Below are 26934 nucleotides of genomic sequence, written 5' to 3' on the forward strand. Positions count from 1 at the left end.
TATCCAGAAAATAACTTCCGGTCAAGGGTCCGGACCGTTTTGAGCCCCTGCGGCGTGGCAGGGGCCCCTGCCACAGTCCCGCCCCGGCCCTGCCCCCACCTCGCCCCGACCTCGCCTCAGCCGCCCCTCAGTCCTGCCTCAGCCCCACCGCGGCCCCGTGCGTCCGCAGCGCGGACACCGCCGCCGTGATCGCGGGCCGCCGGGCCGCCTCCGTACGCCACAGCGCGTACAGCCGCCGCACCGGTACGGGATCGAGCGGCACCGCCACCACCCCCGGCGGCAGGTGACCCCGCCCCAGACGCGGGATCATCGCGACCCCGAGGCCGGCGGCCAGCAGGGCCAGCTGGGTGTGGTTCTCCTCCGCCTGGTGCCGGATGTCCGGCTCGCAACCGGCCGCCCGCAACGTCCGTACGAGCCAGTCGTGGCAGACCGTCCCCGGCGGCTGGCAGATCCACCGCTCCTTCGCCAGCTCCTCGCGCCGCACCGCGTCCCGCCCGGCGAGGCGATGCCCCTCGGGGACCAGCAGATCGCAGTGGTCGTCACCGATCACCGCCTGCGCCACGCCCTCGGGGGCGGGCAGCGGGGCGATGTCCCAGTCGTGCGCGACCGCCAGATCGATCACGCCCTTGGCCACCAGGTCGACCGAGAGATGCGGATCGACCTCGGTCATCCGGACGTCCACGGCCGCGTGGTCCCGGTCCAGCTCCGCCAGCACCCCGGGCAGCAGCCCGCGCGCCGCGGACGCGAACGCGCCGATCGACAGCCGCCCGGTCGGCAGCCCCCTGCGCTCCTCCAGCGTCGTCTCGGCGCGCTCCACGATCGCCAGCAACTGCTGGGCCGTCGCGGCCAGATGGAGCGCCTCCTCGGTCAGTGCGACACCGCGCCCGCGCCGTTCGAGCAGCGTCGTACGGGTCTCCCGCTCCAGCTTGGTGATCTGCTGCGAGACCGCCGACGGGGTGTAGCCGAGCGCGGCGGCGGCGCCCGCGACGGAGCCGTGGACGGAGACGGCGTGCAGGGCGCGCAGCCGGGCCAGATCGAGCATCGGACCTCCCGTGCCATTCGTTGGCGAATCATTGGCGACTCATTAGCGACGCTCAATTCCACCATGAAGATATCCGCGCTGGTGCTACATGGTCGGCGCGGGTGATCCTCGGTGCATGCGTCCCCTCCACATCGCCCTGGCCGCCCTGGTGGCCGCCGTCTGGGGTGTCAATTTCGTCGTCATCGAGGTCGGCCTCGGACACTTCCCGCCGCTGCTCTTCTCCGCCCTGCGCTTCCTGGTCGCCGCGCTGCCCGCGGTCTTCTTCGTCGGCCGGCCCAAGGTCGCGTGGAAGTGGATCGTGGGCGTCGGGCTGGCCCTCGGGGTGGCGAAGTTCGGTCTGCTCTTCATCGGCATGGACCGCGGCATGCCCGCCGGTCTCTCGTCCCTCGTGCTCCAGGTCCAGGCGGTCTTCACGGTCCTCTTCGCCGCCGTCGCACTCGGCGAACGGCCGGGAAGGATACGGGTTTTGGGGATGGTGGTGGCCCTCGCGGGCATCGGCGTCGCGGCGGTCGACGAGGGGGCCGGCGGCCCCGTGCTCGCCTTCGTCCTGGTGATCGTGGCGGCGGCCTGCTGGGGCGTGTCCAACGTGCTGACCCGCAAGGCGGCCCCGCCCGACTCGCTCAACTTCATGGTGTGGGTCTCGACCGTGCCCGTGATCCCGCTGCTCGGCCTCTCCCTCCTCTTCGAGGGCTGGGACCGCGACGCGGACGCGCTGGCCGCGCTGGACTGGAGCGGCGCCGGGATCATCGTCTACGTCGCCTGGATCACCACCGTCTTCGGCTTCGGCGCCTGGGGCTTCCTGCTGCGCCACCACCCGGCCTCCTCGGTGGCCCCGTTCACCCTGCTCGTCCCGGTCTTCGGTATGTCGTCGGCCGCGCTGCTGCTGGGCGAGTCGGTGAGCCCGCTGCGGTGGTGCGCGGCGGCGCTGCTGGTCGGCGGGGTGGCGCTCACCTCGCTGGCGGGTGCGCGGCGGCCGCGCACCCCGGCACCGGACTCCCCGGAGCCGGAGCCGGAGCCGGGGTCGGAGGTGGGGCCGGAGGTGGCGCGGGCCGCCTGAAAGCGCCGTACCGCCTATTGCTTGGGCGAGCCCAGCCGCAGCAGATGCTCCCGCCCGGCGGCCAGCAGCCCCGGCAGCTCCGCCGCCCCCGGGTGCCAGCGCTTCTCGTACTCCCAGCAGACCCAGCTGTCCGGGTCCAGCGTGTCCAGGCAGGCGCCCAGCGGCAGCACCCCGGCCCCCAGCGCCAACGGCTCGGTGTCCTCGGCCGACGCGATGTCCTTCACCTGTACGTATCCCAGGTGCGGGGCCAGCACCGCATGGCTCGCGGCCGGCTCCTCGCCCGCCAGCCAGGTGTGCATGATGTCCCACAGCGCGCCGACCTGGCCGTGCCCGACCGTCCCGACGACCCGGGCCACATCGACGCCGGCCCGGTGCGAGTCATGGGTCTCCAGCAGGATGCGTACGTTCTTGTCGGTGGCGTGCGGAGCGGCGGCGGCCAGTCGCCGGGCGGCGGTCGCGTCGGCCACGGCGGGGTCCTGGCCGCCGCCGCCCGGGAAGACCCGGACGTTCTGCGCGCCCAGGTCGTGCGCCAGGTCCACCAGCCCGGCGAGCTCCTCCAGCACCGGCGCGTCGTCGCCCTCGGCGGCGGCCCGGACATACCCGGCGACGGTCAGGATCTCGACGCCGCCCTTCCTGAACTCCTCCACGACGGCGGCCCGTTCGGGCGCGGAGATGCCCGGGTGCACCGGCTCCTCGGGGTGGGCGCGCAGCTCCACCCCCTGGTAGCCGTGTCCGGCGGCGAGCCGGACGACGTCGGCGACCGGCATCCCCGGCACTCCGAGGGTCGAGAAAGCGAGCTTCACGTGCGTGTCCTTCCGTCGGTACGTGCCACTGCACCGTACGGACCGGGCAGCGGCCGACACATCATGGGCCCGGGTCGCGGGTCGCGGGTCGCGGGTCGCGCAGCGCGCGGCGTAGGGCGTGGGTCACAGGTCGCGGGGCGCGCGGCTCACGACCGCGGCGGCGCCGTCGACCCCCGCACCATCAGTTCCGCCGCGATCGTCGCGATGCCCCCGGGCGGCGGCGTCTCCTTGCCCATCGCGAGGCGGCCCGCCCGCGCGCCCGCCTCGAAGAGCGGCAGCCGCACGGTCGTCAGCGCCGGGACCGCGTCCACCGAGAACGGCAGGTCGTCGAAGCCCGCCACCGAGATGTCCTCGGGGATACGGAGACCGCGGTCCCGGATCGCCGCGCTCGCGCCCAGGGCCACCGTGTCGTTGGCGGCGACGACCGCCGTCACCTCCGGTTCGCGGCGCAGGAGTTCGAGTGTGGCGTCGTAGCCGGAGCGGCGGTCGTAGGGTCCGTGGACGGTGAGGCGCTCCTCGTCGCCGACGAGCCCCGCCGCCCGCATCGCGTCGCGGTGGCCCTCCAGCCGGTGGCGGGTGGTCGTCCGCTCCAGCGGGCCCGCGACATAGCCGATCCGCCGGTGGCCGAGCGAGAGCAGGTGCTCGGTGAGGCGGCGTCCGCCGCCCCGGTTGTCGAAGGCGAGCGCGGCCACGACCGCCTCGCCGTCCGGCAGCGGGGGCCGCCCGCACAGCACCACCCGGGTGCCCGCGTCCGCGAGTTTGGCCAGCTTGGCGGAGACCGCGGCCTGGTGTGCCGGGTCCTCCACGGCGCCCCCGGTCAGCACGACGGCCGCGGCGCGCTGGCGCTGGAGCAGGGTGAGATAAGTGAGTTCGCGCTCGGGGGAGCCGCCGGTGTTGCAGACGACGGCGAGCTTCTCGCCACCCGCCCGGCCCGAGCCGTCCCCGGGTCCGCCGATCTCGGTCTGCGCCGCACCCGCCATGATCCCGAAGAACGGGTCCGCGATGTCGTTGACCAGGATGCCGACCAGGTCCGACGTGGCCGCCGCGAGTGAACTCGCCGGCCCGTTGAGCACATAGTCCAGGTCGTCCACCGCGCGCAGGACCCGCTCGCGGGTGGACGCGGCCACCGGGTAGTTGCCGTTCAGCACGCGGGAGACGGTGGCCGGCGACACCCGGGCGCGAGCCGCCACATCCGCCAGGGTGACTGTCATCGCTTTCCTCCGAGGGTTTTGGGCCGGGCCCTCTTGTCCGCGCCGCTGTCGGCAGGCTAGCGTCATCCCGGATAGAAAGCGCTTGCTACGGTTGTTGGAGGAAGTTTCGTGACACGCAGGACAGTGCGCATCGCCATGAACGGCGTCACGGGTCGCATGGGATACCGGCAGCACCTGGTGCGCTCGATCCTCGCGATCCGCGAGCAGGGCGGCCTCGACCTCGGCGACGGGGACGTGCTGTGGCCCGAGCCCGTGCTGGTCGGCCGCCGCGCCCACGCGCTGGAGGAGCTCGCCGCTCAGCACGGCCTGACCGAGTGGTCGACCGACCTCGACGCGGTCCTCGCCGACGACACGATCGACATCTACTTCGACGCCCAGGTCACCTCGGCCCGCGTGGACGCGATCAAGAAGGCCATCGCCGCGGGCAAGCACATCTACACCGAGAAGCCGACCGCCACGGACGTCGAGGGCGCCCTGGAGCTGGCCCGGCTGGCCGGTGAAGCCGGAATCAAGCACGGCGTGGTCCAGGACAAGATCTTCCTGCCGGGCCTGCTGAAGCTGAAGCGCCTCATCGACGGCGGCTTCTTCGGCGAGATCCTCTCCGTGCGCGGCGAGTTCGGCTACTGGGTCTTCGAGGGCGACTGGCAGGAGGCCCAGCGCCCGTCGTGGAACTACCGCGCGGAGGACGGCGGCGGCATCGTCGTCGACATGTTCCCGCACTGGGAGTACGTGCTCCACGAGCTGTTCGGCCGGGTCTCCACCGTCCAGGCGCACGTCCAGACGCACATCCCGCAGCGCTGGGACGAGCAGGGCAAGCCGTACGCCGCGACCGCCGACGACTCCGCGTACGGCATCTTCCAGCTGGGGAGCGGCGCGGTCGCGCAGATCAACTCCTCCTGGACGGTCCGCGTCAACCGCGACGAGCTCGTCGAGTTCCAGGTCGACGGAACCCACGGCTCCGCCGTCGCGGGCCTGCGCAACTGCCGTGTCCAGCACCGCTCGGCCACCCCCAAGCCGGTCTGGAACCCCGACCTCCCGGTCACCGAGTCGTTCCGCGACCAGTGGCAGGAAGTTCCCGACAACGCGGTCTTCGACAACGGCTTCAAGGCCCAGTGGGAGCTCTTCCTGCGCCACATCGTCCTCGACGAGCCGTACTCCTGGGACCTGATGGCCGGCGCCCGCGGCGTGCAGCTCGCCGAGCTGGGCCTGAAGTCCCACGCCGAGGGCCGCCGCCTCGACGTACCGGAGCTGTCGCTGTGACGAGCCACCCCACGCACGGCGCATCGGAGCTGATCTGAGTGACCATCCACCTCCCGCAGGGCCCGTACGAACCCCGCGCCACCCCGCTCGACCTGGCCCCCGGCACCGGCCCGCTCGCCTCGCGCACGGTCTTCTCCGCCGCCCATGTCGTCGCCGACCCGTACGCCGACATCAGCCCCGACTCCCCGGCCGCCGTCGACTGGGACGCCACCCTCGCCTTCCGCCGCCACCTCTGGTCGCACGGCCTGGGCGTCGCCGAGGCGATGGACACCGCCCAGCGCGGCATGGGCCTGGACTGGGCCGGCGCGGCCGAGCTGATCCGCCGCTCCGCCGCCGAGGCCAAGGCGGTCGGCGGCCGCATCGCCTGCGGCGTCGGCACCGACCAGCTCACCGGCCCCGCCTCCCTAGCCGAGGTGCGGTCCGCGTACGAGGAGCAGCTCGCCCTCGTCGAGGAGAGCGGCGCCCAGGCCATCCTGATGGCCTCCCGCGCGCTCGCCGCGGCGGCGAAGGGGCCCGAGGACTACCTGGAGACGTACGCCCACCTGCTGCGCCAGGCGTCGGAGCCGGTCGTCCTGCACTGGCTGGGCCCGATGTTCGACCCCGCGCTGGACGGCTACTGGGGCTCCTCGGACCTCGACACCGCGACCGACACGTTCCTGAAGGTCATCGCGGAGCACCCGGACAAGGTCGACGGCATCAAGATCTCGCTCCTGGACGCCGAGCGCGAGATCGACGTCCGCCGCCGTCTCCCGAGCGGGGTCCGCTGCTACACCGGCGACGACTTCAACTACCCCGAGCTGATCGCGGGCGACGACCGGGGCTTCAGCCACGCCCTGCTCGGCATCTTCGACCCGCTGGGCCCGCTGGCCGCACACGCGGTACGGGTCCTGGACACGGGCGACACCCAGGGCTTCCGCGACCTTCTCGACCCCACGGTCGAGCTGTCCCGCCACCTCTTCCAGGCGCCCACCCGCTTCTACAAGACGGGCGTGGTGTTCCTCGCCTGGCTGGCCGGCCACCAGGACCACTTCACGATGGTCGGCGGCCTGCAGTCCGCCCGCTCGCTGCCGCATCTGGCGAAGGCGTACGAACTCGCGGACCGGCTCGGCCTGTTCCCCGACCCGGAACTTGCCGAATCCCGGATGCGCACCCTGCTCGCGGTCAACGGCGGTAACGGAGGCACCCGATGAGCGACGGCCGTCTCTCCATCAACCAGGAGACCATCAAGCAGTGGTCGCTGCCCGAACTGGCCGAGGGCTGCGTCAAGGCGGGCATCGACAAGGTCGGCCTGTGGCGGGCCCCCGTCCAGTCGTACGGCATCGAGCGCACCGCCCGGCTCCTGGCCGACTCCGGCCTGTCCGTCACCAGCCTGTGCCGCGGCGGCTTCTTCACCGCCCTGGACCCGGCGGAACGGGCCCGCGCCCTGGACGACAACCGCGCCGCGCTCGACGAGGCGGCGGCCCTGTCCACCGACACCCTGGTCCTGGTCTCCGGCGGCCTCCCCGAGGGCAGCAAGGACCTGCACGGCGCCCGTGAACGCATCGTGGACGCTCTCGGCCAACTGGCTCCGTACGCGGCCGAACGCGGCGTACGCCTCGCCATCGAACCGCTGCACCCGATGTTCGCCTCGGACCGCTGCGTCGTCTCCACGCTCTCCCAGGCCCTGGACATCGCGGAGCACTTCCCCGCCGAACAGGTCGGGGTGGTCGTCGACACGTACCACATCTGGTGGGACGACCAGGCGCCCGCGCAGATCGCCCGCGCGGGCGTCGGCGGCCGCATCCACTCCTTCCAGCTGGCCGACTGGATCACCCCGCTCCCGGCCGGCGTCCTGGTGGGCCGCGGCCAACTCGGCGACGGAGCGGTGGACTTCCGCGCGTTCCGCACCCTGGCCGAGGCCACCGGCTTCGACGGCCCGATCGAGGTGGAGATCTTCAACGAGGACCTCTGGGCCCGCGACGGCGCCGAAGTCCTCGCGGAGGTCGCGTCCCGGTACGCCGAACACGCCTGCTGACAGGACGCTTTGCCACCAAGGCAAAGAGATCGTCAAGACGTGCAACCGTTCGGCGTCCTATCGAGTCGTATCTGGCGTCGGGCGCTTCCGGGGAGGGATCTGGGGGGATCGGGAAGCCCTGACGGTGGGGGAAAGCGAGGGGGGTCCGGTCATTCGACCGGGCCCCGTTTCGTTTCCGGCGAGTACGTGAAGTGGAACAGGAAGAGGAACAAGGCGCCCCTGGCTCGACGAGGCCACCCAGCGCCGGATCTGCACCGTCGCCTTCTTCCGCCGGTACCTCATGGGCGACACCTCGGGGCAGGCCCTCCTGACCGGCCGGAAGAAGCTGCCCGGCGTGCCGGACGTGGTGAAGGTGGAGTACGTGAAGCCGCACTGAGGGGCACTCGCGGCAGTCCCCGGCCGCCGGGGCCGGGGACGCGTTGCCAGAGGGAACCGATACCGTCGGGGCATGTCCAACATGGCCGTCCTCGAAGGTGTGCTGGAGCGCATCACGTACGCCAACGAGGAGAACGGGTACACGGTCGCGCGCGTCGACACCGGTCGCGGTGCCAACGATCTGCTCACCGTGGTCGGTTCGCTGCTCGGTGCGCAGCCCGGTGAGTCGCTGCGGATGGAAGGGCGCTGGGGCTCGCACTCGCAGTACGGCAAGCAGTTCACCGTCGAGAACTACACGACGATCCTGCCCGCCACCATCCAAGGCATCCGCCGCTATCTCGGCTCCGGCCTGATCAAGGGCATCGGCCCGGTGATGGCCGACCGGATCACCACCCACTTCGGCGTCGACACCCTCGACATCATCGAGAACGAACCGAAGCGGCTCGTCGAGGTCCCCGGCCTCGGCCCCAAGCGCACGAAGATGATCGCCGCTGCGTGGGAGGAGCAGAAGGCGATCAAGGAGGTGATGGTCTTCCTCCAGGGCGTCGGCGTCTCCACCTCCATCGCCGTCCGTATCTACAAGAAGTACGAGGACGCCTCGATCTCCGTCGTGAAGAACCAGCCCTACCGGCTCGCCGCCGACGTCTGGGGCATCGGCTTCCTCACCGCCGACAAGATCGCCCAGGCCGTCGGCATCCCGCACGACAGCCCGGAGAGGGTCAAGGCGGGATTGCAGTACGCGTTGTCGCAGTCCACCGACCAGGGGCACTGCTTCCTCCCGGAGGAGCGGCTGATCGCGGACGGGGTGAAGCTGCTCCAGGTCGACACGGGGCTGGTCATCGAGTGCCTCGCCGAACTGGCCGAGGACCCGGAGGGCGTCGTACGGGAGAAGGTGCCGTCGCCCGAGGGCGGCGAGCTCGTCACCGCCATCTACCTGGTGCCCTTCCACCGCGCCGAGATCGCCCTCGCCGCCCAGGTCCAGCGGCTGCTGCGGACGCCCGAGGAGCGGATGCCGGCCTTCGCGGACGTGGACTGGGACAAGGCTCTGGCCTGGCTCGTCACGCGTACGGGGGCGAATCTGGCCGCCGAGCAGGAGGCGGCGGTCCGGCTGGCGCTCAGCCGGAAGGTCGCGGTGCTGACCGGTGGGCCCGGCTGCGGGAAGTCGTTCACCGTCCGGTCGATCGTGGAGCTGGCGCGGGCCAAGAAGGCCAAGGTGGTGCTGGCCGCGCCCACCGGGCGGGCGGCCAAGCGGCTCTCCGAGCTGACCGGGGCCGAGGCATCCACCGTGCACCGGCTGCTCGAACTGAAGCCGGGAGGCGACGCCGCGTACGACCGGGACCGTCCGCTGGACGCCGATCTGGTCGTCGTCGACGAGGCGTCGATGCTGGATCTGCTGCTCGCCAACAAACTGCTGAAGGCGGTGGCGCCCGGTGCCCACCTCCTGCTCGTCGGGGATGTCGACCAGTTGCCGTCGGTCGGCGCGGGGGAGGTGCTGCGCGATCTGCTCGCCGACGGCAGCCCCGTCCCCGCGGTCCGGCTCACCACGATCTTCCGCCAGGCCCAGCAGTCCGGCGTCGTCACCAACGCCCACCGGATCAACTCCGGGATACCGCCCCTCACCCAGGGTCTCAAGGACTTCTTCCTCTTCGTGGAGGACGAGACGGAGGACGCCGGCGTGCTCGCGGTGGACGTCGCGGCGCGCCGCATTCCCGCCAAGTTCGGCCTCGACCCGCGGCGCGACGTACAGGTCCTCGCCCCGATGCACCGGGGCCCGGCCGGCGCGGGCACGCTCAACGGACTCCTCCAGCAGGCCATCACCCCGGGCCGCCCGAACCTCCCCGAGAAGCGGTTCGGCGGCCGGGTCTTCCGGGTCGGCGACAAGGTCACCCAGATCCGCAACAACTACGACAAGGGGGAGAACGGCGTCTTCAACGGCACGGTCGGCGTCGTCACCGCCCTCGACCTGGACGAACAGAAGCTGACGGTCCTCACCGACGAGGACGAGGAGATCGGTTACGACTTCGACGAGCTGGACGAACTGGCCCACGCGTACGCCATGACGATCCACCGCTCCCAGGGCAGCGAGTACCCGGCCGTCGTCATCCCCGTTACCAGGAGCGCCTGGATGATGCTCCAGCGGAACCTGCTGTACACCGCCGTGACCAGGGCCAAGAAGCTCGTCGTGCTGGTCGGCTCGCGGCAGGCGATCGGCCAGGCGGTCCGCACGGTTTCCGCAGGCAGGCGCTGTACGGCGCTGGATTACCGGCTGTCAGGGGGCTCGGGCGGAGGATCGGCGGAAAAAATGATCGATCAAATCGGTGGGAAACATCACGCAGCCCTTCCGGAACCGGAACCGAGGGGGCAGGATGAGTAAGTTCGCGGCACTCAGTGCCGCGAGTAGGTCCAATGGACGACCCCGAGTGCACTCTCCTGAGCCAAATGGGGGAGGGTGGAGACAGTCAGGGAACCTCGAAGAAGAGGCACTACGTCGGTGAGGGATGACGTGAGCGACAACTCTGTAGTACTGCGGTACGGCGACGGCGAGTACACCTACCCGGTGATCGACAGCACCGTCGGCGACAAGGGCTTCGACATCGGGAAGCTCCGGGCCAATACCGGTCTGGTGACGCTGGACAGCGGATATGGCAACACCGCAGCCTATAAATCCGCCATCACCTACCTCGACGGTGAGCAGGGCATCCTGCGCTACCGCGGCTACCCCATCGAGCAGCTCGCCGAGCGCTCGACGTTCCTCGAGGTCGCGTACACGCTCATCAACGGCGAGCTTCCCAAGGTCGACGAGCTGTCGACCTTCAAGAACGAGATCACCCAGCACACGCTGCTGCACGAAGACGTCAAGCGTTTCTTCGACGGCTTCCCGCGTGACGCCCACCCGATGGCCATGCTGTCCTCGGTCGTCAGCGCGCTGTCCACGTTCTACCAGGACAGCCACAACCCGTTCGACGAGGAGCAGCGCCACCTCTCGACGATCCGGCTGCTCGCCAAGCTGCCGACGATCGCGGCGTACGCCTACAAGAAGTCGATCGGCCACCCCTTCGTCTACCCGCGCAACGACCTCGGGTACGTCGAGAACTTCCTGCGCATGACCTTCTCGGTCCCCGCCCAGGAGTACGACCTGGACCCGGTCGTCGTCTCCGCGCTCGACAAGCTGCTCATCCTGCACGCGGACCACGAGCAGAACTGTTCGACCTCCACCGTGCGTCTGGTCGGCTCCTCGCAGGCGAACATGTTCGCCTCGATCTCCGCCGGCATCTCGGCACTGTGGGGCCCGCTGCACGGTGGCGCCAACCAGTCGGTGCTGGAGATGCTCGAAGGCATCCAGGCCAACGGCGGCGATGTCGACTCCTTCATCCGCAAGGTGAAGAACAAGGAGGACGGCGTCCGGCTGATGGGCTTCGGCCACCGCGTCTACAAGTCCTTCGACCCGCGCGCCAAGATCATCAAGGCCGCCGCCCACGACGTGCTGTCCGCGCTCGGCAAGTCCGACGAGCTGCTCGACATCGCGCTGAAGCTGGAGGAGCACGCGCTCTCCGACGAGTACTTCGTCTCGCGCAACCTCTACCCGAACGTGGACTTCTACACGGGTCTGATCTACCGGGCCATGGGCTTCCCGACCGAGATGTTCACCGTGCTCTTCGCGATCGGCCGTCTCCCCGGCTGGATCGCCCAGTGGCACGAGATGATCAAGGAGCCGGGTTCCCGCATCGGCCGCCCGCGCCAGATCTACACCGGAGAGGTCCTGCGCGACTTCGTCCCGGTCGAGGCCCGCTGAGCCTCGTCACACCCCCCGCACGACGCCCGGCCGCCGAGGCCGGTCGACTTCGCCCCGCGTACCGCGCTTTCGCACAGAGCGCGGTGTCCGGGGCGATTTGCGTACCCGGCGGCGGCACGGCGAGCACCTGACGACAGCGAGAAGCGCCCCGCCATCGATCCCCCCACGGGCCGACAGCGAGGCGCTTCCCATGTCCCGGAGCGGATTCCCCCCACGGGATCCGGCCGGGCGTCTGTGGGAGCCGGAGCTCCTGCGTTCCTCAGCTACTGCGAACTGTGCTCTTCACTTGTCCTGCTGGTGCGGTCTGCCGGGGTACGTACGCACGGGAGGGCCGCTCAAAGCTCCCCGGTGCACGTGCCCCGGCCAACGCTTGCCCCGGAGCGTCCCCCAAGACCCTCCGATGGATGTCCCCCAAGACATCCTTGGCATCGCACTCTTAGACTCACGAACCCGCCGGATGGTTACCCCGAAATCCATGTGATCTGGATCTCTTTGTGGAAATTACGTGAAGGCGCGCAACCGCAGGCTGTTCGTCACGACGAAGACTGAGGAGCACGCCATCGCCGCTCCCGCAATCATAGGGTTGAGCAGGCCAAATGCCGCAAGGGGCAGGGCAGCTACGTTATAACCGAATGCCCAGAACAGGTTGCCCCTGATGGTGGTCAGGGTGCGCCTGGACAGCCGGATCGCGTCGGCGGCCACCTTGAGATCTCCACGAACCAGGGTGAGGTCGCTCGCCTCGATCGCGGCGTCCGTGCCGGTCCCCATCGCCAGGCCGAGGTCGGCGGTGGCGAGGGCGGCGGCGTCGTTGACCCCGTCACCGACCATCGCGACCGAGCGGCCCTCGGCCCGCAGCCCCTCGATGACGTGCACCTTCTCCTCGGGCAGGACCTCGGCGTGGACCTCGTCGATCCCGACGGCACGGGCCACGGCGTCGGCCACGGCGCGGTTGTCACCGGTCAGCAGAACGGGGCGGAGGCCGAGGGCGCGGAGCTCGGCGACGGCCTCCGCGCTGGTGTCCTTGATCTTGTCGGCCACGGCGAGGACGCCGCGCGCCCGCCCGTCCCAGGCGACCATGACCGCGGTGCGTCCCTCGGCCGCCGCGTCCGCGACGGCGCCGGACAGGGCGTCGGGGGTGTCGATGCCCGCGTCGGCGAGCAACTGCGGACGGCCGACCAGCACCCGGTGCCCGTCGACGACGCCCTGGACGCCGAGGCCGGGGATGTTGGCGAAGTCCTCGGGGGTGGGGAGGGGGGTGCCGGTGCGTTCGGCGGCTCCGGTGGCGACGGCCTGGGCGATGGGGTGTTCGGAGGAGTGTTCCAGGGCGCCGGCGAGGCGGAGTACGTCGGTTTCGTCGGTGTCTTCGGTGGTGTGGACGTCGAGGAGGGTCATGCGGCCGGTGGTGACGGTGCCGGTCTTGTCGAGGACGATCGTGTCGACGCGGCGGGTGGTCTCCAGGACTTCGGGGCCCTTGATGAGGATGCCGAGCTGGGCTCCGCGTCCGGTGCCGACCATGAGGGCGGTGGGGGTGGCGAGGCCCAGGGCGCAGGGGCAGGCGATGATCAGTACGGCCACGGCGGCGGTGAACGCGGCGGTCACGTCGTCCGTGACGAGCAGCCACGCGATCAGGGTGACGAGCGCGATCACCAGCACCACGGGTACGAAGACGGCGGAGATCCGGTCGGCGAGGCGCTGCACCTCGGCCTTGCCGTTCTGCGCGTCCTCGACGAGCTTCGCCATCCGGGCCAGCTGGGTGTCGGCGCCGACCCGGGTGGCCTCGACGACGAGCCGGCCGGAGGTGTTCACGGTGGCCCCGGTGACGGAGTCGCCGACGCCGATCTCCACGGGCACGGACTCACCGGTGAGCATCGAGGCGTCCACGGCCGAGGCGCCCTCGACGACGGTGCCGTCGGTGGCGATCTTCTCGCCGGGGCGGACGACGAAGCGGTCGCCCGCGGCCAGCCGGGCGACGGGGACGCGTACCTCCGTACCGTCCCGGAGGACGGAGACGTCCTGCGCGCCCAGGTGCATCAGCGCGCGCAGGGCGGAACCGGCCTTCCGCTTGGACCTCGCCTCCAGATAGCGGCCCAGCAGGAGGAAGGTGACGACTCCGGCCGCGACCTCCAGATAGATGGTGGACGAGTCACCGGCGCGCGAGACGGTGAGGTCGAAGCCGTGCCGCATCCCGGTCATGCCCGCGTCGCCGAGGAAGAGTGCCCACAGGGACCAGCCGAAGGCGGCCAGCGTGCCGATCGAGACCAGGGTGTCCATGGTGGCCGCACCGTGCCGGAGGTTGGTCCAGGTCGCGCGGTGGAAGGGCAGTCCGCCCCAGACGACGACGGGAGCGGCGAGGGTGAGCGAGAGCCACTGCCAGTTGTCGAACTGGAGGGCCGGGACCATCGCGAGCACGACGACGGGGGCGGCGAGGGCGGCCGAGACGATCAGCCGCTGTCGCAGCAGGGCGAGAGCCTGGGCGGCGCTCCGCTCGTCGGGGTCGTCGTCCTCGGCTTCGGTGCCGGCCCGGGTGTCATCGCTGGTCGGTGGGGCGGGCGGGGGTGGTTCCGGGTGGTGCACCGGCTGCGCCGTGTATCCGGTCCTCTCGACCATGGCGATCAGATCCGCGAGGCCGGTCTCCGGGCCGAAGGCGACCTTGGCCTTCTCGGTCGCGTAATTGACGGTGGCGGTGACGCCGTCCATCCGGTTGAGCTTCTTCTCGACGCGGGCCGCGCAGGAGGCGCAGGTCATGCCGCCGATCGTGAGTTCAGCGGTCGAAGCCTCCGCCGCCCGGGTCCCGGCCTCTGTTGCGCTGTGCATGTCCGAACTCCTGAAATGCCGACCGGGCCGTGCCCCACCAGTATCTGCTGGTCGGTCCGGCCCGGCGGCAAAGGGGGTGACGCGGATGCGTCCGGCGTATCGGGGAGTGCCCCGATGGTGTTCAGGCCCGGCCGACGAGTTCGTAGCCCGCCTCGTCGACCGCGGCGCGCACCGCGTCGTCGGCCAGCGGGGCCGCGGAGACGACGGTCACCTGGCCCGTGGAGGCCACGGCCTTCACCGAGGTGACACCCTCGATGCCGGAGATCTCCTCGGAGATGGCACCCTCGCAGTGTCCACAGGTCATGCCGGACACCTGGTAGGCGGTGGTCACGTCGCCCGCCTGCGCACCGGCGTCCGCGCCGTCGTGGCAGGAGCCGCTGGGGGAGCAGCAGGAACCGGTGGCCTGGGGGAGCTGGGTCTCGGCGGTCATGGTGTTCTCCTCTTCGACGAGCACAAAGGGTTGCGGCGTCGGGGAGGCCCGGGAAGCCCCGTGCGCCCCAACACACTCCACACTATACCCCTAGGGGGTATGGAAGCGAGCTCCCCGCCCCTCGCTCGCTCCGGCGTTCCGCGCGCCGCGGGCCAGCGACCGCAGCCAGGCCAGCGCGACGAGCGTGATCACGACGATGCCGCCGACCGAGAAGAGGGTGAACAGATGCTGCTGCTCGGAGGTGGGGGCCGGGATGTATCCCTGCGCGAAGAGCGCACGGCTCAGGCCCGTGTCGGTGATCTCGGTGACCAGCCGGATCGCGATGCCGTGCATCGAGTCCCAGAGCGAGTGCAGCACGGCGACGCCGAGATATGTGCCGATCACGGGCGCGGCGAGGCGGAAACGCCCGTTCGGCTTCCGGAAGGAGAGGAGTACGCCACCGGCGATCGCGGTCCAGAGCCCGTGCCCGAACGGCGCGAGCACCCCGCGCAGCACCTCGGCCTCCAGCAGGGGCGCAGGTCGATGCCCTTCATGGTGACGGCGGCGTTGAAGGCGTACCCCGCGCTCTCGAAGGCGGCGAACCCGAACCCGACCGTCGCGCCGGGCATCAGCCCGGCCCGCACAATAGGGCGGGTTAGGGGAAGGGCGGCGGGGTCCTTCGGATCCGGATCATGGTGAGCTGCTCCTTGTGCGGTGGTGTGGCGTACGGCGGTGGGGCGCGACCGGGACCGCGCCCCGGCTTCTCGCCGAGGACGACGCCGCACACCGCCGCTGCGTCACTTCCGAGGACCGTTCGGCGTGTCGGGGTGCCCCGGCCGCGGGGGCGCGCCGCAGGAGCGGAGGAACTCCCGGGTGCGGCGGGCGATGGGGAAGGGCTTGTCGGGCGGGCACGGGTACATGTCCTGCTCGACGATGGCGAACAGATCGGCGTCCAGCCCGCGGGCGGCGGCCAGCACGGGCTCCAGCGCGGGCACCCCGCCCGGCGGTTCGCACATCACCCCGCGCGCCACGGCCGGTCCGAACGGCACCTCGTCCGCCACGACTTGGGCCAGGACCTCCGGGTCGACCTGCTTGAGGTGCAGATAGCCGATCCGTTCGCCGTAGGTCTCGATCAGCTTGACGCTGTCGCCGCCGCAGTAGGCGTAGTGCCCGGTGTCCAGGCAGAGCGAGACGAGATCCGGATCGGTGGCGTCGAGGAAGCGGCCGACGTTCTCCTCGGTGTCGATATGGGTGTCGGCATGCGGATGGACGACGATGCGCAGCCCGAAACGGTCCCGCACCTCGCGGCCCAGCCGCTCCGTCTGGGCGGTGAGGTCGCGCCACTGCTCCGCGGTGAGGCTGCGGTCCTCCAGGACCTCGCCCGTTTTGTCGTCGCGCCAGAACGAGGGGATGACCACCAGATGCCGGGCGCCCATCGCCCGGGTGAGTGCCGCGATGTCGGCGACATGCGCCCAGGTCCGGTCCCAGACGTCCGGTCCATGGTGCAATCCGGTGAAAACGGTCCCGGCCGAGACCGAGAGCCCGCGGCGGCGGGTCTCCTCGGCGAGGCGGGCCGGGTCGGTCGGGAGGTAGCCGTACGGGCCGAGTTCGATCCACTCGTAACCCGCCGCGGAGACCTCGTCGAGGAAGCGCCGCCAGGGCACTTGGAGCGGATCGTCGGGGAACCACACCCCCCATGAGTCGGGTGCCGAACCGATACGGATACGGGCCGGGGCCACTGCGGAGGAGGTCATGCCGTCAAGACTTCCGGCCGGGGGAGCAGGTGTCAATCATTCGTCCGTATGTCCGGACAAAGCATTGACACGGTTCCGGGGGGAGGGCTAGACCTGGAGGCAGTCACGCCGGTCGAAGGGATGGTTATGCCTGAGCGGTACGACGTCATCACCATGGGCCGCATCGGTGTGGATCTCTACCCCCTTCAGGCCGGTCTGCCACTGTCCCGGGTCGACACCTTCGGGAAGTTCCTCGGCGGCTCACCGTCCAATGTCGCCGTCGCGGCGGCCCGGCTCGGCCGGCGGACGGCGGTGGTGACGCGCACCGGCCGGGACGCCTTCGGGGAGTATCTCCACCACCAGCTGCGGGAGTTCGGGGTGGACGACCGGTGGGTGACGCCGGTCGACGCGTATCCGACACCGGTCACCTTCTGCGAGATCTTCCCGCCCGACGACTTCCCCCTCTACTTCTACCGGCAGCCCAAGGCCCCCGATCTGGAGATCCACACCTCGGAGCTGGACCTCGAAGCCATCCGGTCCGCCCGGGTCTTCTGGATGACGGGCACCGGGCTGTGCGCCGAACCGAGCCGGACCGCGACCCTCGCCGCACTGCGCGCCCGCGACCGCTCCGGCATCACCGTCTTCGACCTCGACTGGCGCCCGATGTTCTGGGACACCGCGCAGGACGCGTCGCAGGACGGTCCCACCGCCCGCTACCGCGAGGCCCTGGCCCTCGCCACCGTCGCCGTCGGCAACCTCGACGAGTGCGAGATCGCGACCGGCGAGCGCGAACCGCACGCGGCCGCCCGCGCGTTGATCGGCGCCGGCGTCGAACTCGCCGTCGTCAAACAGGGCCCCGAGGGCGTCCTCGCCGTCCACCGCGACGGCGCGGTGGCCGAAGTACCGCCGCTGCCCGTCGAGGTCGTCAACGGCCTCGGCGCCGGCGACGCCTTCGGCGGGGCGCTCTGCCACGGACTCCTCGCGGGCTGGGAGACCGGGCGCATCATGCGGTACGCCAACGCCGCGGGGGCCATCGTCGCCTCCCGGCTCGCCTGCTCGTCCGCCATGCCGTTCCCGTACGAAGTCGAAGCGGCCCTGACCGAAGGTGCCGTCACCTCCCGTCCCACCGGAGCCACCCCATGACGCCCGCGGCCTCCTCCGTCTCCGAACTCGTCCAGTTGCGCATGCGCCACCCCGAGGCCGTCGCCGAGGCCGCCGCGCGCCGCCGCAGACGCCCCCTGGTCGGCAGCGGCGGACGGCTGATGATCATCGCGGCGGACCATCCGGCCCGTGGCTCCCTCGCCGTCGGCGACCGCGCACTGGCCATGGCCAACCGCTTCGAACTGCTGGAACGGCTCCGTCTGGCCCTCTCCCGCCCCGGCGTCGACGGAGTGCTCGCCACCGCCGACATCCTCGACGACCTGCTGCTCCTCGGTGCGTTGGAGAACAAGGTCGTCATCGGCTCGATGAACCGCGGCGGACTCGCGGGCGCGGCCTTCGAACTCGACGACCGGTTCACCGGCCACCGCCCCGAGGACCTCGCCCGCCTCCGCTTCGACGCGGGCAAACTGCTGCTCCGGATCGACTACGACGACCCCGGCTCGCTGGACACCATGCATGCCACCGCCCGCGCCATCGACGCCATGGCCGCACACCGGCTGCCGGTCTTCGTCGAACCGTTCCTCTGCCGCCGCACCGACGGCCATGTCCGCAACGACCTCGGCGCGGAGGCGGTCACCACCTCGATCGCCATCGCGTCCGGGCTGGCCGGGACGTCCGCGTACACCTGGCTCAAGGTCCCCGTCACCGAGAACCCCGACGACATGGCCCGGGTGATGGAGACATCGACGCTGCCCGCGGTGCTGCTGGGCGGGGAGGTGGGCGACGACCTCGACGGAGCGTTCGAGAAGTGGCGCACGGCGCTGCGGCTGCCGACCGTCCAGGGGCTGGTGGTGGGGCGTTCGCTGCTCTATCCGGCCGACGGAGAAGTGGCCGCGGCCGTCGACACGGCTGTTTCGCTGCTGGAGCCGAGAGAAATGGAGCCGAGAACATGACGACGGACCACGAACCGCGCCACCACCTGAAGGCCGGGAGCACGGCGAGCGGCTCCTGCACCCTCGACATCGACCCGGAGCGGGCCGGCTGGGACCGGTCGAGTCTGCGTGTCCTGGAGCTCGGGCCCGGCGAAGTTCACACGCTCGTCACCGGAGAGAGCGAGTGGATCGTTCTGCCGTTGACCGGTGGCTGTACGGTGCACTCCTCAGGTGAGATCTTTGAACTGCTGGGCCGGGAAAGCGTGTTCAGCGGGGTATCCGACTTCGCCTATGTACCGCGTGACGCCCGAGCACAGATCGCCTCCGGCGCAGGAGGCCGCTTCGCCCTGGCAGGAGCGAAGTGCGAGCGACGACTCCCCGCTCGCTACGGCCCCGCGCCGGAGGTGCCCGTCGAGCTGCGCGGCTCCGGGAACTGCTCCCGCCAGGTCAACAACTTCGCCGCCGCCGACACCTTCGAGTGCGACCGGCTGATCGCCGTCGAGGTCCTCACCCCCGGCGGCAACTGGTCGTCCTACCCACCGCACAAGCACGACGAGCACCGCCCCGGCGCCGAGTCCGTGCTGGAGGAGATCTACTACTTCGAGGTGGAGCAGGACGGCCTCGGCTACCACCGGGTGTCGCCCTCCCGGGACGGCGGTACGGATGTCCTCGCCGAGGTCCGCAGCGGCGACGCGGTCCTGATCCCCGACGGCTGGCACGGCCCCTCCATCGCCTCACCCGGCCGCACCCTCTACTACCTCAATGTGATGGCGGGCCCGGGGGAGCAGCGGGAGTGGCTGATCAGCGACCACCCGGACCACGGCTGGATCCGCGACACCTGGCCCTCGCAGCCGGTGGACCCCAGACTGCCGTTCTACGGGACGGAGGCACGCCCATGAGTACCCGCCGCCTCACCACGGCACAGGCCCTGGTGTCCTTCCTGTCCCGTCAGTACACCGAGCGCGACGGCCGGCGCCGGCGCCTGATCGGCGCCACCTGGGGCATCTTCGGCCATGGCAACGTCGCCGGGGTCGGCCAGGCGCTCGTCGAGTCCGGCCGTGCGATGCCCTACCTCCAGGGCCGCAACGAGCAGGCCATGGTGCACGCCGCCGTCGGCTACGCCCGCCAGTCGGGCCGGCTCTCCGCGCACGCCGTCACCACCTCCATCGGCCCCGGCGCCACCAACCTCGTCACCGGCGCCGCCCTCGCCACCGTCAACCGCCTCCCCGTCCTCCTCCTGCCCGGGGACACCTTCGCGACCCGGCCCGCCGACCCCGTGCTCCAGCAGCTGGAGGTCCCGTCCGCGGGCGACGTCTCCGTCAACGACTGCCTGCGCCCCGTCTCCCGCTACTTCGACCGGATCACCCGCCCCGAGGCCCTGGTACCGGCCGCCCTCCAGGCCATGCGGACCCTGACCGACCCGGCGGAGACGGGCGCGGTGACGCTCGCGCTGCCGCAGGACGTACAGGCCCAGGCGTACGACTGGCCGGAGGAGTTCTTCGCCGAGCGCGTCTGGTACGTACGCCGCCCCGCCCCCGATCCGTACGAACTCGACCGGGCGGTACGGGCGGTGCGCGGTGCCCGCCGGCCGCTGATCGTGGCGGGCGGCGGGGTCCATCACAGCGCGGCCGAGGAGACCCTCGCCGCGTTCGCCGCCGCCACCCGCATCCCCGTCGCCTCCACCCAGGCCGGCAAGGGCTCGCTGCGCCACGACCACCCCGCCGACGTGGGAGGCATCGGCCACACCGGCACCGCGACCGCCGACGAGCTGGCCCGCACCGCCGACCTGGTCATCGGCATCGGCACCCGCTACTCCGACTTCACCACCGCCTCCGCCACGCTCTTCTCGAACCCGGCGGTCCGCTTCCTCAACGTCAACATCACCGGCTTCGACGCCCACAAGCTCGGCGCCCTCCCGCTCGTCGCCGACGCCCGCGCCGCCCTCGAAGCGCTCACCGCCGCGCTCGCCGCCCGCAACCACCGCGTCGACCCCGCCTACGAGACGGAGTACACCGACGCCAAGGAGCGGTGGGAGCAGCGCGTCACCGCCGCGTTCACCGCCGAGGACCCGCACGCCCGGCCCACCCAGGCCCAGGTCCTCGGCCTGCTCGACGCCCTCGTCACCGAGGACGACATCCTGATCAACGCGGCCGGTTCGCTCCCCGGCGACCTGCACAAGCTCTGGCGCGCACGCTCCCCGCACCAGTACCACGTGGAGTACGGCTACTCCTGCATGGGCTACGAGATCCCGGCCGCGATCGGAGTCCAGCTGGCCGCCCCCGACCGCCCCGTCTGGGCGCTCGTCGGCGACGGCACGTATCTGATGAATCCCACCGAGATCGTCACCGCGGTGCAGCAGGAACTCCCCGTGAAGCTGGTCGTCCTCCAGAACCACGGCTACGCGTCCATCGGCGGCCTCTCCGAGCAGGTCGGCGCCGAGCGCCTCGGCACCGCCTACCGGCACCGCGCCGCGGACGGCACGTTCACCGGCCCGCCGCTCCCCGTCGATCTCGCGGCCAACGCCGGCTCCCTCGGCATGCGGGTGCTGCGTGCCAAGACCGTGCGTGACCTGCGCGAAGCCCTCGCCGAGGCGCGGGCCGCGGACCGTCCCACTTGTGTCTACGTCGAGACCGAAACGGCAGACATTGTGTCGGGCCCCCCTCCGGCACAGGCGTGGTGGGATGTTCCCGTAGCCGAAACGGCCACCCGGCCGTCGGCCGTGAGAGCCCGGGAAGAGTACGACCGCCACGTCGCCGACCGACGCCACCACCTCTGAAGGAGTTCTGTCATGAAGACCGTCAACCACTGGATCGGTGGCAAGACCGTCGAGGGCGCGTCGGGCAACTACGGCCCGGTCACCGACCCGGCCACCGGCGCCGTCACCACCCAGGTCGCGCTCGCCTCCCTCGAAGAGGTCGACGCCGCGGTCGCCGCCGCCAAGGACGCCTACGCCACCTGGGGCACGTCCTCGCTGGCCGCCCGCACCGCGGTCCTGTTCCGCTACCGGGCACTGCTCGACGCCCACCGCGACGAGATCGCCGCGCTGATCACCGCCGAGCACGGCAAGGTGCACTCGGACGCGCTGGGCGAGGTCGCCCGCGGTCTGGAGATCGTCGAGCTGGCCTGCGGCATCACCACCCAGCTCAAGGGCGAGCTGTCCACCCAGGTCTCCAGCCGGGTCGACGTCTCCTCGATCCGCCAGTCGCTCGGCGTCGTCGCGGGCATCACCCCGTTCAACTTCCCGGCCATGGTGCCGATGTGGATGTTCCCGCTCGCCATCGCCTGCGGGAACACCTTCGTGCTCAAGCCCAGCGAGAAGGACCCGTCGGCCGCCATCCTGCTGGCCGAGCTGGCCGCCGAGGCCGGTCTGCCGGACGGCGTGCTGAACGTCCTGCACGGTGACAAGGTCGCCGTCGACGGGCTGCTGAACCACCCGGACGTCGCCGCGGTCTCCTTCGTGGGCTCCACCCCGATCGCCCGCTACATCCACACCACCGCCACGGCCAACGGCAAGCGCGTCCAGGCGCTCGGCGGTGCGAAGAACCACATGCTGGTGCTGCCGGACGCGGACCTCGACGCCGCGGCCGACGCCGCCGTCTCCGCCGCGTACGGCTCCGCCGGTGAGCGCTGCATGGCGATCTCCGCGGTCGTCGCGGTCGGCTCCATCGCCGACGAGCTGGTCGCGAAGATCAAGGAGCGCGCCGAGAAGATCAAGATCGGCCCCGGCAACGACCCGGCCTCCGAGATGGGCCCGCTGATCACCGCCGCCCACCGCGACAAGGTCGCCTCCTACGTCATGGGCGCCGCGGCCCAGGGTGCCGACGTCGTCCTGGACGGCACCGGCTTCACCGTCGAGGGCTTCGAGGACGGCCACTGGATCGGCCTCTCCCTCCTCGACAACGTGTCCACCGACTCGGACGCGTACAAGGACGAGATCTTCGGCCCGGTCCTGTGCGTCCTGCGCACCGAGACCTACGAGGAGGGCGTCGCCCTCATGAACGCCTCGCCGTTCGGCAACGGCACCGCGATCTTCACCCGGGACGGCGGCGCCGCCCGCCGCTTCCAGCTGGAGATCGAGGCCGGCATGGTCGGCGTCAACGTGCCGATCCCGGTGCCGGTGGGCTACCACTCCTTCGGTGGCTGGAAGGACTCGCTCTTCGGCGACCACCACATCTACGGCAACGACGGCGTGCACTTCTACACCCGCGGCAAGGTCGTCACCACCCGCTGGCCGGACCCGGCCGACGCCCCGACGGGCGTGGACCTGGGCTTCCCCCGCAACCACTGATCCCTCATCCCGGCCGACGGCCCGTACGGACGCATCCCCCGTCCGTGCGGGCCGTCGCCGTGTCCGTACGGGCCCTCGCCCCGCGCTCTCACATGCGCCGCAGCCCCGCGTACTGGACCGCGCCCATCGCCCCCACCACCAAGGCCTGGAACACGATCCAGCCGTTGCCGACCGTCGTGGCGGTCAGCGCGTCCAGGACGACGGTCACGACACCGGCCACGGCCCAGGCCGCGTTCAGGGCGATGACGACGGTGACCGCGCCGCGGCTGATGTCCTCCTGCCGCGAGACGGTCAGCACCCACAGCGCGTACACCGTGAGGAAGACGCCCACCGCGTACTGGACGGGGAGCGGCACGCCGAGGAACGAGTCCAGGACGGTGGCGAGCGCGAGATAGCCGATGCCGTTCGCGCCGGTGAGGATCACATCTGCCACGAGGGCAGCCCGGAGAAGGCCGTCGGAGCGGGCGGTGCCCGTCGCCGGGACCGTACTCGCGTTCTGGGACGACATCACTGGGTCCTCCTGTCGTTGTCATGCGGTCGCTCTGGTCATGCGAACGGTAAGGACGTGCCCGGCATCCGCTCAATTACCTCTGAGGTCATGGCCGCCCCAGGGCGGCCGGCGAGCACCCGGCGGAGACCGTCGCAGGGCAGGCGACGGGCAGACGATTCACCGCTCGCAATCAATGCGGTGTGCTTATTTCTCATTACGGTGAGTCAATGGCCCGCTCTTTATATGACGCAGGCCACGTGGCGCGCGCCACTCTTGTGGCGATTTGGAGCGTTTGCCGTGTGTGGTGGGCCACGTGACGGGCGTCACTATGATGCGGAATAGTAGGAGGGTGACGCTGTCGTCCGGGCTGTCGTGCGCATTCCTGGATCATTTCCGACGCCACATACGATTACTTTTAGTAAAAGGCCATCATTGACCTGGATTTCCTCTTGGCATAACAATTCTTGGCATCGCCCCACCGACGAAAGAGGAAATTCCGAATGCAGATCACCGCGATGCCCGAGAAGTTCGCCCGCATGACCCGCACCAAGAAGGCCTCGCTGGGCATGCTCGCCGCCGGTGCGGCGATCGTGGCCGGCACCGTCGCCGGCGCCCCGAGTGCCTCGGCCGCCACCCCCGCCAAGGCCGCCGGCGGCAACGTGGACACGTGGATCAAGCAGGCGCTCGAGGTCATGCGTGCGAAGGGCATCCCGGGCACGTACGAAGGTATCCACCGCAACCTGATGCGTGAGTCCGCGGGCAACCCGAACGCCATCAACAACTGGGACTCCAACGCTGCCAAGGGCATCCCGTCCAAGGGGCTGCTCCAGGTCATCGACCCCACCTTCAACGCCTACCACGTCAGCGGCACCTCTAAGAACGTCTACGACCCCGTGGCCAACATCGCCGCCGCCTCCAACTACGCCGCGCACCGCTACGGTTCCATCGACAACGTCAACTCCGCCTACTGAGCGGGGCAGGGTATCCACGTCGCATGACCGTGCCGGGGGTGTCCCGGGCCGGGACCGAAGAGAAGCCGGGGAAAGGGAGCCGCCATGGCTCCCTCTCCCCGGCTTCTTCTGTTCCTCCGGCCCCTCTCCGGCCCCGGCCCGTCAGCGCACGGTGTCCGCCGCCTTCGCGGCACCGGCCTCCTCGGCGATCATCCGCTCCATCGGGACCGCGCCCACCCGCCCCGAGACCAGGAACGCGAGCACCAAGGTCGCCACCATGATCACCGTGCCGAGCCACACCATCGTCTCCACCGGCACCGTGTACGCGCCCACCGCCCGCACCACGCACTCGCCCAGCAGCGCCGCACCCCACACCGCCGAGAACCGGATCTCCGCCCGCCGGAACGCCGCCGACCCGGCCGAGAGCCGCTGCCAGGCGGTGTCCTTGGCCGCGTCGCCCTTGACCAGCATCGGCCGCACCCCCGCGCTCATCATCGGCTGCCCCTTCAGCGCGGTCACCAGGATCACGAGCCCGATGACGCTGCTCACCCCGCTGTCCTTGGCGAGCATCAGCCGGGGGTCCCCGACCGCCAGGCTCGTCACCAGGCTGACCGCGTTGACCGTCACCATCAGTGCCGCCAGCCCGTTGAGCTGCCGCTTGCGCACCACGCCCCACACGGTGCGCAGGGCCGGCAGCACACTGCTCCAGGCCAGCGCGGCGAAGGTGCTCAGGCCCGCCGCCTTCAGCGCGTAGTACGAGACGAGCGGCACCCCCACATCCACGAGCAGCGGCAGCAGGCTGTCCAGCAGAGCCGTGCGCGGCGCGAACGGGGCGGTGGCGGCCGGAGCATCTGCGACAGGGGCGGTGACTGTGGCTGCCGGGCTGGTCATCGGGGGTTCCTCTCCCGTATCGGCGGGTGCCTTCGCGGACCCGCTCTCGATACGTACAGACTGGCCGCCGGGGCCCGGTGCCCGGCAGAGCCGGGTGTACCGAGCTCCGTATGACGAATGTCAGCCCCCGCCGGTGACACGCCCGTTCACCACCCGGCGGAATCCCGGACTCCGGTGCGCCGGTAAACCGTTCGCCGCGCCCGGCGGACCGGTGCTCTGATGGGGGCCATGACCGCTCCGACCAGGCCGCAGTACGAGATCCGCGCCCAGCACACGGACACCACCGTCACCGTGTACCAGGCGTACGCCCCCCTCATCGGCCTTCCCGCCGTCCGTGACGGGCGCTTCCCCGACGCCTGGAAGCGCGACCGCATGACATGGATAAAGCCAAGCTTCCTGTGGATGATGTACCGCTGCGGCTGGGCCATGAAGGAGGGTCAGGAGACCGTCCTGGCCGTCGAGATCACCCGCGAGGGCTTCGACTGGGCCCTGGGGAACGCCGAACTCTCGCACTACGTCAGGAGAGTCCACCCGGACCGCGACACCTGGCGGCGGAACCTGCGCCGCGCCCCGGCCCGCGTCCAGTGGGACCCCGAGCGCGACCTCCGCCTGGACCGGCTGCCGTACCGCTCCCTCCAGCTCGGGCTCTCCGGCGAGGCGTCACGGCGGTACGCGGACGAGTGGACGGTGTCGATCCGCGACGTCACCCCGCTCGCCCGGCACGTCCACGAACTGGTGCGTGCCGGGCGGCTCGACGACGCGGCGGGACTGCTGCCCACGGAGTCGCCGTACCCGCCGGGCGGTGTCCCGCTCCCGGTATCGACCGCCTGACCCGCTGCCGGGCCGAACGGCTGGGGGCGCGGGAACATGCCACGTACGTGCGACTCGGGCGAGCGGGCAAATGCCGCATCAGGTGCATATCCATCGATACGCTCCCGGGATGACTCACCATGTCATCCCCCTGGCGGCATCCGGCCTGAAGATCGACTGGGCCAGGATGCCGACGTACAACACGATCATGTCGGTGGCCGCCGGCGCGGGGCTGCTGCTCGTGGTGGCGCTGGGGCGCCAGCTCCTCACGCCCGGACGCACCATCAACCCCGAAGGCTGGGTGCTCGCGTTCGGGGCCCTCGGCTTCACCCTGGTCACCACGGGCCTCCACATGACCCTGACCTGGCCGCTCGCCGGACAGGGCTTCCCGTTCGACAACATCATCTTCGGCGAACCGGCTCTCGCCTTCGGTGTCTTCCTCTTCGCCGCGTCCTTCTACCTCTGGAGACGCGGAGCCGAACTCAACAGCGCGGACCGCATCGTTCGATCGGCCCGTGTCGCCATGCCCATCTCGGTCTTCGTGTTCGGGCTCGGGCTTGCCTGCTTCGGAATCGCCGCCGCGGGCTGGAAGTACACCCTCTTCGCCGCACCGCCCGAGGAGCCCATCTCCGGGGAGTTCGCGCGGTGGCCGATCCTGGAGGCGAGCTTCATGTCCGGGCTGTACGTCCTGGTGGGCATCGGCGCCCTGCTGTTCCCGTTCGTGCTGCGCCGGCCGTCGAGCTGGATGGCTCCGGTGACCGGGGTCGTCTGGGGGCTGTCCGGTCTGGCGTTCCTGCTCTTCGGCGGGCTCAACTACTTCACCCACATCGGCCTCATCGTCAACACCATGTGAGCCGCCCACCGCTGTTCCCGGTGCCGCATGCTCCGCATCCGGCGGCCCTGCGCACGCGCACGGCCCGGCATACCGCGCATGGAGTACGGGCGCCGGACGCCGTACGCC

The 26934-nt window shown here is 70.9% G+C and carries 23 protein-coding genes; 14 read left to right on the top strand and 9 right to left on the bottom strand.

Annotation, left to right across the window (positions count from 1 at the left end):
* Window positions 1–127: 127 nt before the first annotated feature.
* A complete protein-coding gene (locus OG611_RS13415) occupies window positions 128–1042 on the bottom strand; it encodes a LysR family transcriptional regulator (protein ID WP_266418950.1) in 915 nt (304 codons plus the stop codon).
* A 115-nt stretch (window positions 1043–1157) separates the two neighbouring features.
* Here OG611_RS13415 and OG611_RS13420 point away from each other — a divergent pair, with 115 nt between their 5' ends.
* A complete protein-coding gene (locus tag OG611_RS13420; protein WP_266418952.1) occupies window positions 1158–2099 on the top strand; it encodes an EamA family transporter in 942 nt (313 codons plus the stop codon).
* 14 nt (window positions 2100–2113) lie between these two features.
* Here the strand turns inward: OG611_RS13420 and OG611_RS13425 are convergent, their stop codons facing one another.
* On the bottom strand, window positions 2114–2902 hold the full coding sequence (locus OG611_RS13425; RefSeq protein ID WP_266418954.1) for a sugar phosphate isomerase/epimerase: 789 nt from the start codon (window positions 2900–2902) through the stop codon (window positions 2114–2116).
* A 146-nt stretch (window positions 2903–3048) separates the two neighbouring features.
* Window positions 3049–4113 carry a LacI family DNA-binding transcriptional regulator gene (locus OG611_RS13430; protein ID WP_266418956.1) on the bottom strand — a complete coding sequence of 355 codons (1065 nt, stop codon included), beginning with the start codon at window positions 4111–4113 and terminating at the stop codon, window positions 3049–3051.
* Window positions 4114–4221: 108 nt separating this feature from the next.
* Between OG611_RS13430 and OG611_RS13435 the strand changes: the two genes are divergently transcribed.
* The 5 genes from OG611_RS13435 (at window position 4222) to OG611_RS13455 (ending at window position 11555) form a co-directional block, all read left to right on the top strand.
* Window positions 4222–5373: a Gfo/Idh/MocA family protein gene (locus OG611_RS13435; RefSeq protein ID WP_266418958.1), complete on the top strand. Its 1152-nt coding sequence runs from the start codon at window positions 4222–4224 to the stop codon at window positions 5371–5373.
* Between the two features lie 38 nt (window positions 5374–5411).
* Complete coding sequence (locus OG611_RS13440; protein ID WP_266418959.1) at window positions 5412–6563, top strand: dihydrodipicolinate synthase family protein; 1152 nt, start codon at window positions 5412–5414, stop codon at window positions 6561–6563.
* A complete protein-coding gene (locus OG611_RS13445; RefSeq protein WP_266418962.1) occupies window positions 6560–7387 on the top strand; it encodes a sugar phosphate isomerase/epimerase in 828 nt (275 codons plus the stop codon). The genes OG611_RS13440 and OG611_RS13445 overlap by 4 nt, the downstream gene beginning before the upstream one ends.
* Window positions 7388–7835: 448 nt before the next feature.
* Complete coding sequence (locus OG611_RS13450; RefSeq protein ID WP_266418965.1) at window positions 7836–10136, top strand: ATP-dependent RecD-like DNA helicase; 2301 nt, start codon at window positions 7836–7838, stop codon at window positions 10134–10136.
* Between the two features lie 129 nt (window positions 10137–10265).
* Window positions 10266–11555: a citrate synthase gene (locus OG611_RS13455; RefSeq protein ID WP_266418968.1), complete on the top strand. Its 1290-nt coding sequence runs from the start codon at window positions 10266–10268 to the stop codon at window positions 11553–11555.
* Between the two features lie 501 nt (window positions 11556–12056).
* Here the strand turns inward: OG611_RS13455 and OG611_RS13460 are convergent.
* The 4 genes from OG611_RS13460 to OG611_RS13475 form a co-directional block, all read right to left on the bottom strand.
* On the bottom strand, window positions 12057–14369 hold the full coding sequence (locus OG611_RS13460; RefSeq protein ID WP_266418971.1) for a cation-translocating P-type ATPase: 2313 nt from the start codon (window positions 14367–14369) through the stop codon (window positions 12057–12059).
* Window positions 14370–14490: 121 nt separating this feature from the next.
* Window positions 14491–14799 (bottom strand): heavy-metal-associated domain-containing protein, encoded by a 309-nt coding sequence (locus OG611_RS13465; protein WP_266418974.1) that lies wholly within the window; start codon window positions 14797–14799, stop codon window positions 14491–14493.
* 90 nt (window positions 14800–14889) lie between these two features.
* Window positions 14890–15294, bottom strand: a complete 405-nt coding sequence (locus OG611_RS13470) for a PrsW family glutamic-type intramembrane protease (RefSeq protein WP_266418977.1) — start codon at window positions 15292–15294, stop codon at window positions 14890–14892.
* Window positions 15295–15575: 281 nt separating this feature from the next.
* The gene (locus OG611_RS13475) at window positions 15576–16532 is read right to left on the bottom strand and encodes a sugar phosphate isomerase/epimerase (protein ID WP_266418980.1); all 957 of its coding nucleotides are present in this window, start codon (window positions 16530–16532) and stop codon (window positions 15576–15578) included.
* Between the two features lie 126 nt (window positions 16533–16658).
* On the opposite strand from OG611_RS13475, the gene iolC reads away from it, so the two are divergent.
* Genes iolC through mmsA form a run of 5 tightly spaced genes read left to right on the top strand, consistent with a single transcriptional unit; the run spans window position 16659 to window position 22832 of the window.
* Window positions 16659–17654, top strand: a complete 996-nt coding sequence (iolC, locus tag OG611_RS13480; protein ID WP_266418983.1) for a 5-dehydro-2-deoxygluconokinase — start codon at window positions 16659–16661, stop codon at window positions 17652–17654.
* On the top strand, window positions 17651–18565 hold the full coding sequence (locus tag OG611_RS13485; protein ID WP_266418986.1) for a deoxyribose-phosphate aldolase: 915 nt from the start codon (window positions 17651–17653) through the stop codon (window positions 18563–18565). The genes iolC and OG611_RS13485 overlap by 4 nt, the downstream gene beginning before the upstream one ends.
* Window positions 18562–19443 (top strand): 5-deoxy-glucuronate isomerase, encoded by an 882-nt coding sequence (gene iolB, locus OG611_RS13490; RefSeq protein ID WP_266418989.1) that lies wholly within the window; start codon window positions 18562–18564, stop codon window positions 19441–19443. The genes OG611_RS13485 and iolB overlap by 4 nt, the downstream gene beginning before the upstream one ends.
* Window positions 19440–21320 carry a 3D-(3,5/4)-trihydroxycyclohexane-1,2-dione acylhydrolase (decyclizing) gene (gene iolD, locus OG611_RS13495; RefSeq protein ID WP_266418992.1) on the top strand — a complete coding sequence of 627 codons (1881 nt, stop codon included), beginning with the start codon at window positions 19440–19442 and terminating at the stop codon, window positions 21318–21320. The genes iolB and iolD overlap by 4 nt, the downstream gene beginning before the upstream one ends.
* Before the next feature lie 12 nt (window positions 21321–21332).
* Window positions 21333–22832, top strand: a complete 1500-nt coding sequence (mmsA, locus tag OG611_RS13500; RefSeq protein ID WP_266418995.1) for a CoA-acylating methylmalonate-semialdehyde dehydrogenase — start codon at window positions 21333–21335, stop codon at window positions 22830–22832.
* A gap of 88 nt (window positions 22833–22920) precedes the next feature.
* On the opposite strand, the gene OG611_RS13505 is transcribed toward mmsA, so the two are convergent.
* On the bottom strand, window positions 22921–23340 hold the full coding sequence (locus tag OG611_RS13505) for a hypothetical protein (protein WP_266418998.1): 420 nt from the start codon (window positions 23338–23340) through the stop codon (window positions 22921–22923).
* A 518-nt stretch (window positions 23341–23858) separates the two neighbouring features.
* Here OG611_RS13505 and OG611_RS13510 point away from each other — a divergent pair.
* Window positions 23859–24293, top strand: a complete 435-nt coding sequence (locus tag OG611_RS13510) for a transglycosylase SLT domain-containing protein (protein WP_266425828.1) — start codon at window positions 23859–23861, stop codon at window positions 24291–24293.
* Window positions 24294–24434: 141 nt separating this feature from the next.
* Here the strand turns inward: OG611_RS13510 and OG611_RS13515 are convergent, their stop codons facing one another.
* A complete protein-coding gene (locus OG611_RS13515) occupies window positions 24435–25163 on the bottom strand; it encodes a VC0807 family protein (RefSeq protein ID WP_266419002.1) in 729 nt (242 codons plus the stop codon).
* Between the two features lie 228 nt (window positions 25164–25391).
* Here OG611_RS13515 and OG611_RS13520 point away from each other — a divergent pair, with 228 nt between their 5' ends.
* A complete protein-coding gene (locus tag OG611_RS13520) occupies window positions 25392–25994 on the top strand; it encodes a DUF4291 domain-containing protein (RefSeq protein ID WP_266419005.1) in 603 nt (200 codons plus the stop codon).
* Between the two features lie 109 nt (window positions 25995–26103).
* On the top strand, window positions 26104–26826 hold the full coding sequence (locus OG611_RS13525) for a DUF981 domain-containing protein (protein WP_266419008.1): 723 nt from the start codon (window positions 26104–26106) through the stop codon (window positions 26824–26826).
* The last annotated feature ends 108 nt before the right edge of the window (window positions 26827–26934 follow it).

It is taken from the genome of Streptomyces sp. NBC_01363 (assembly GCF_026340595.1).
In the GTDB taxonomy this organism is placed as follows: domain Bacteria; phylum Actinomycetota; class Actinomycetes; order Streptomycetales; family Streptomycetaceae; genus Streptomyces.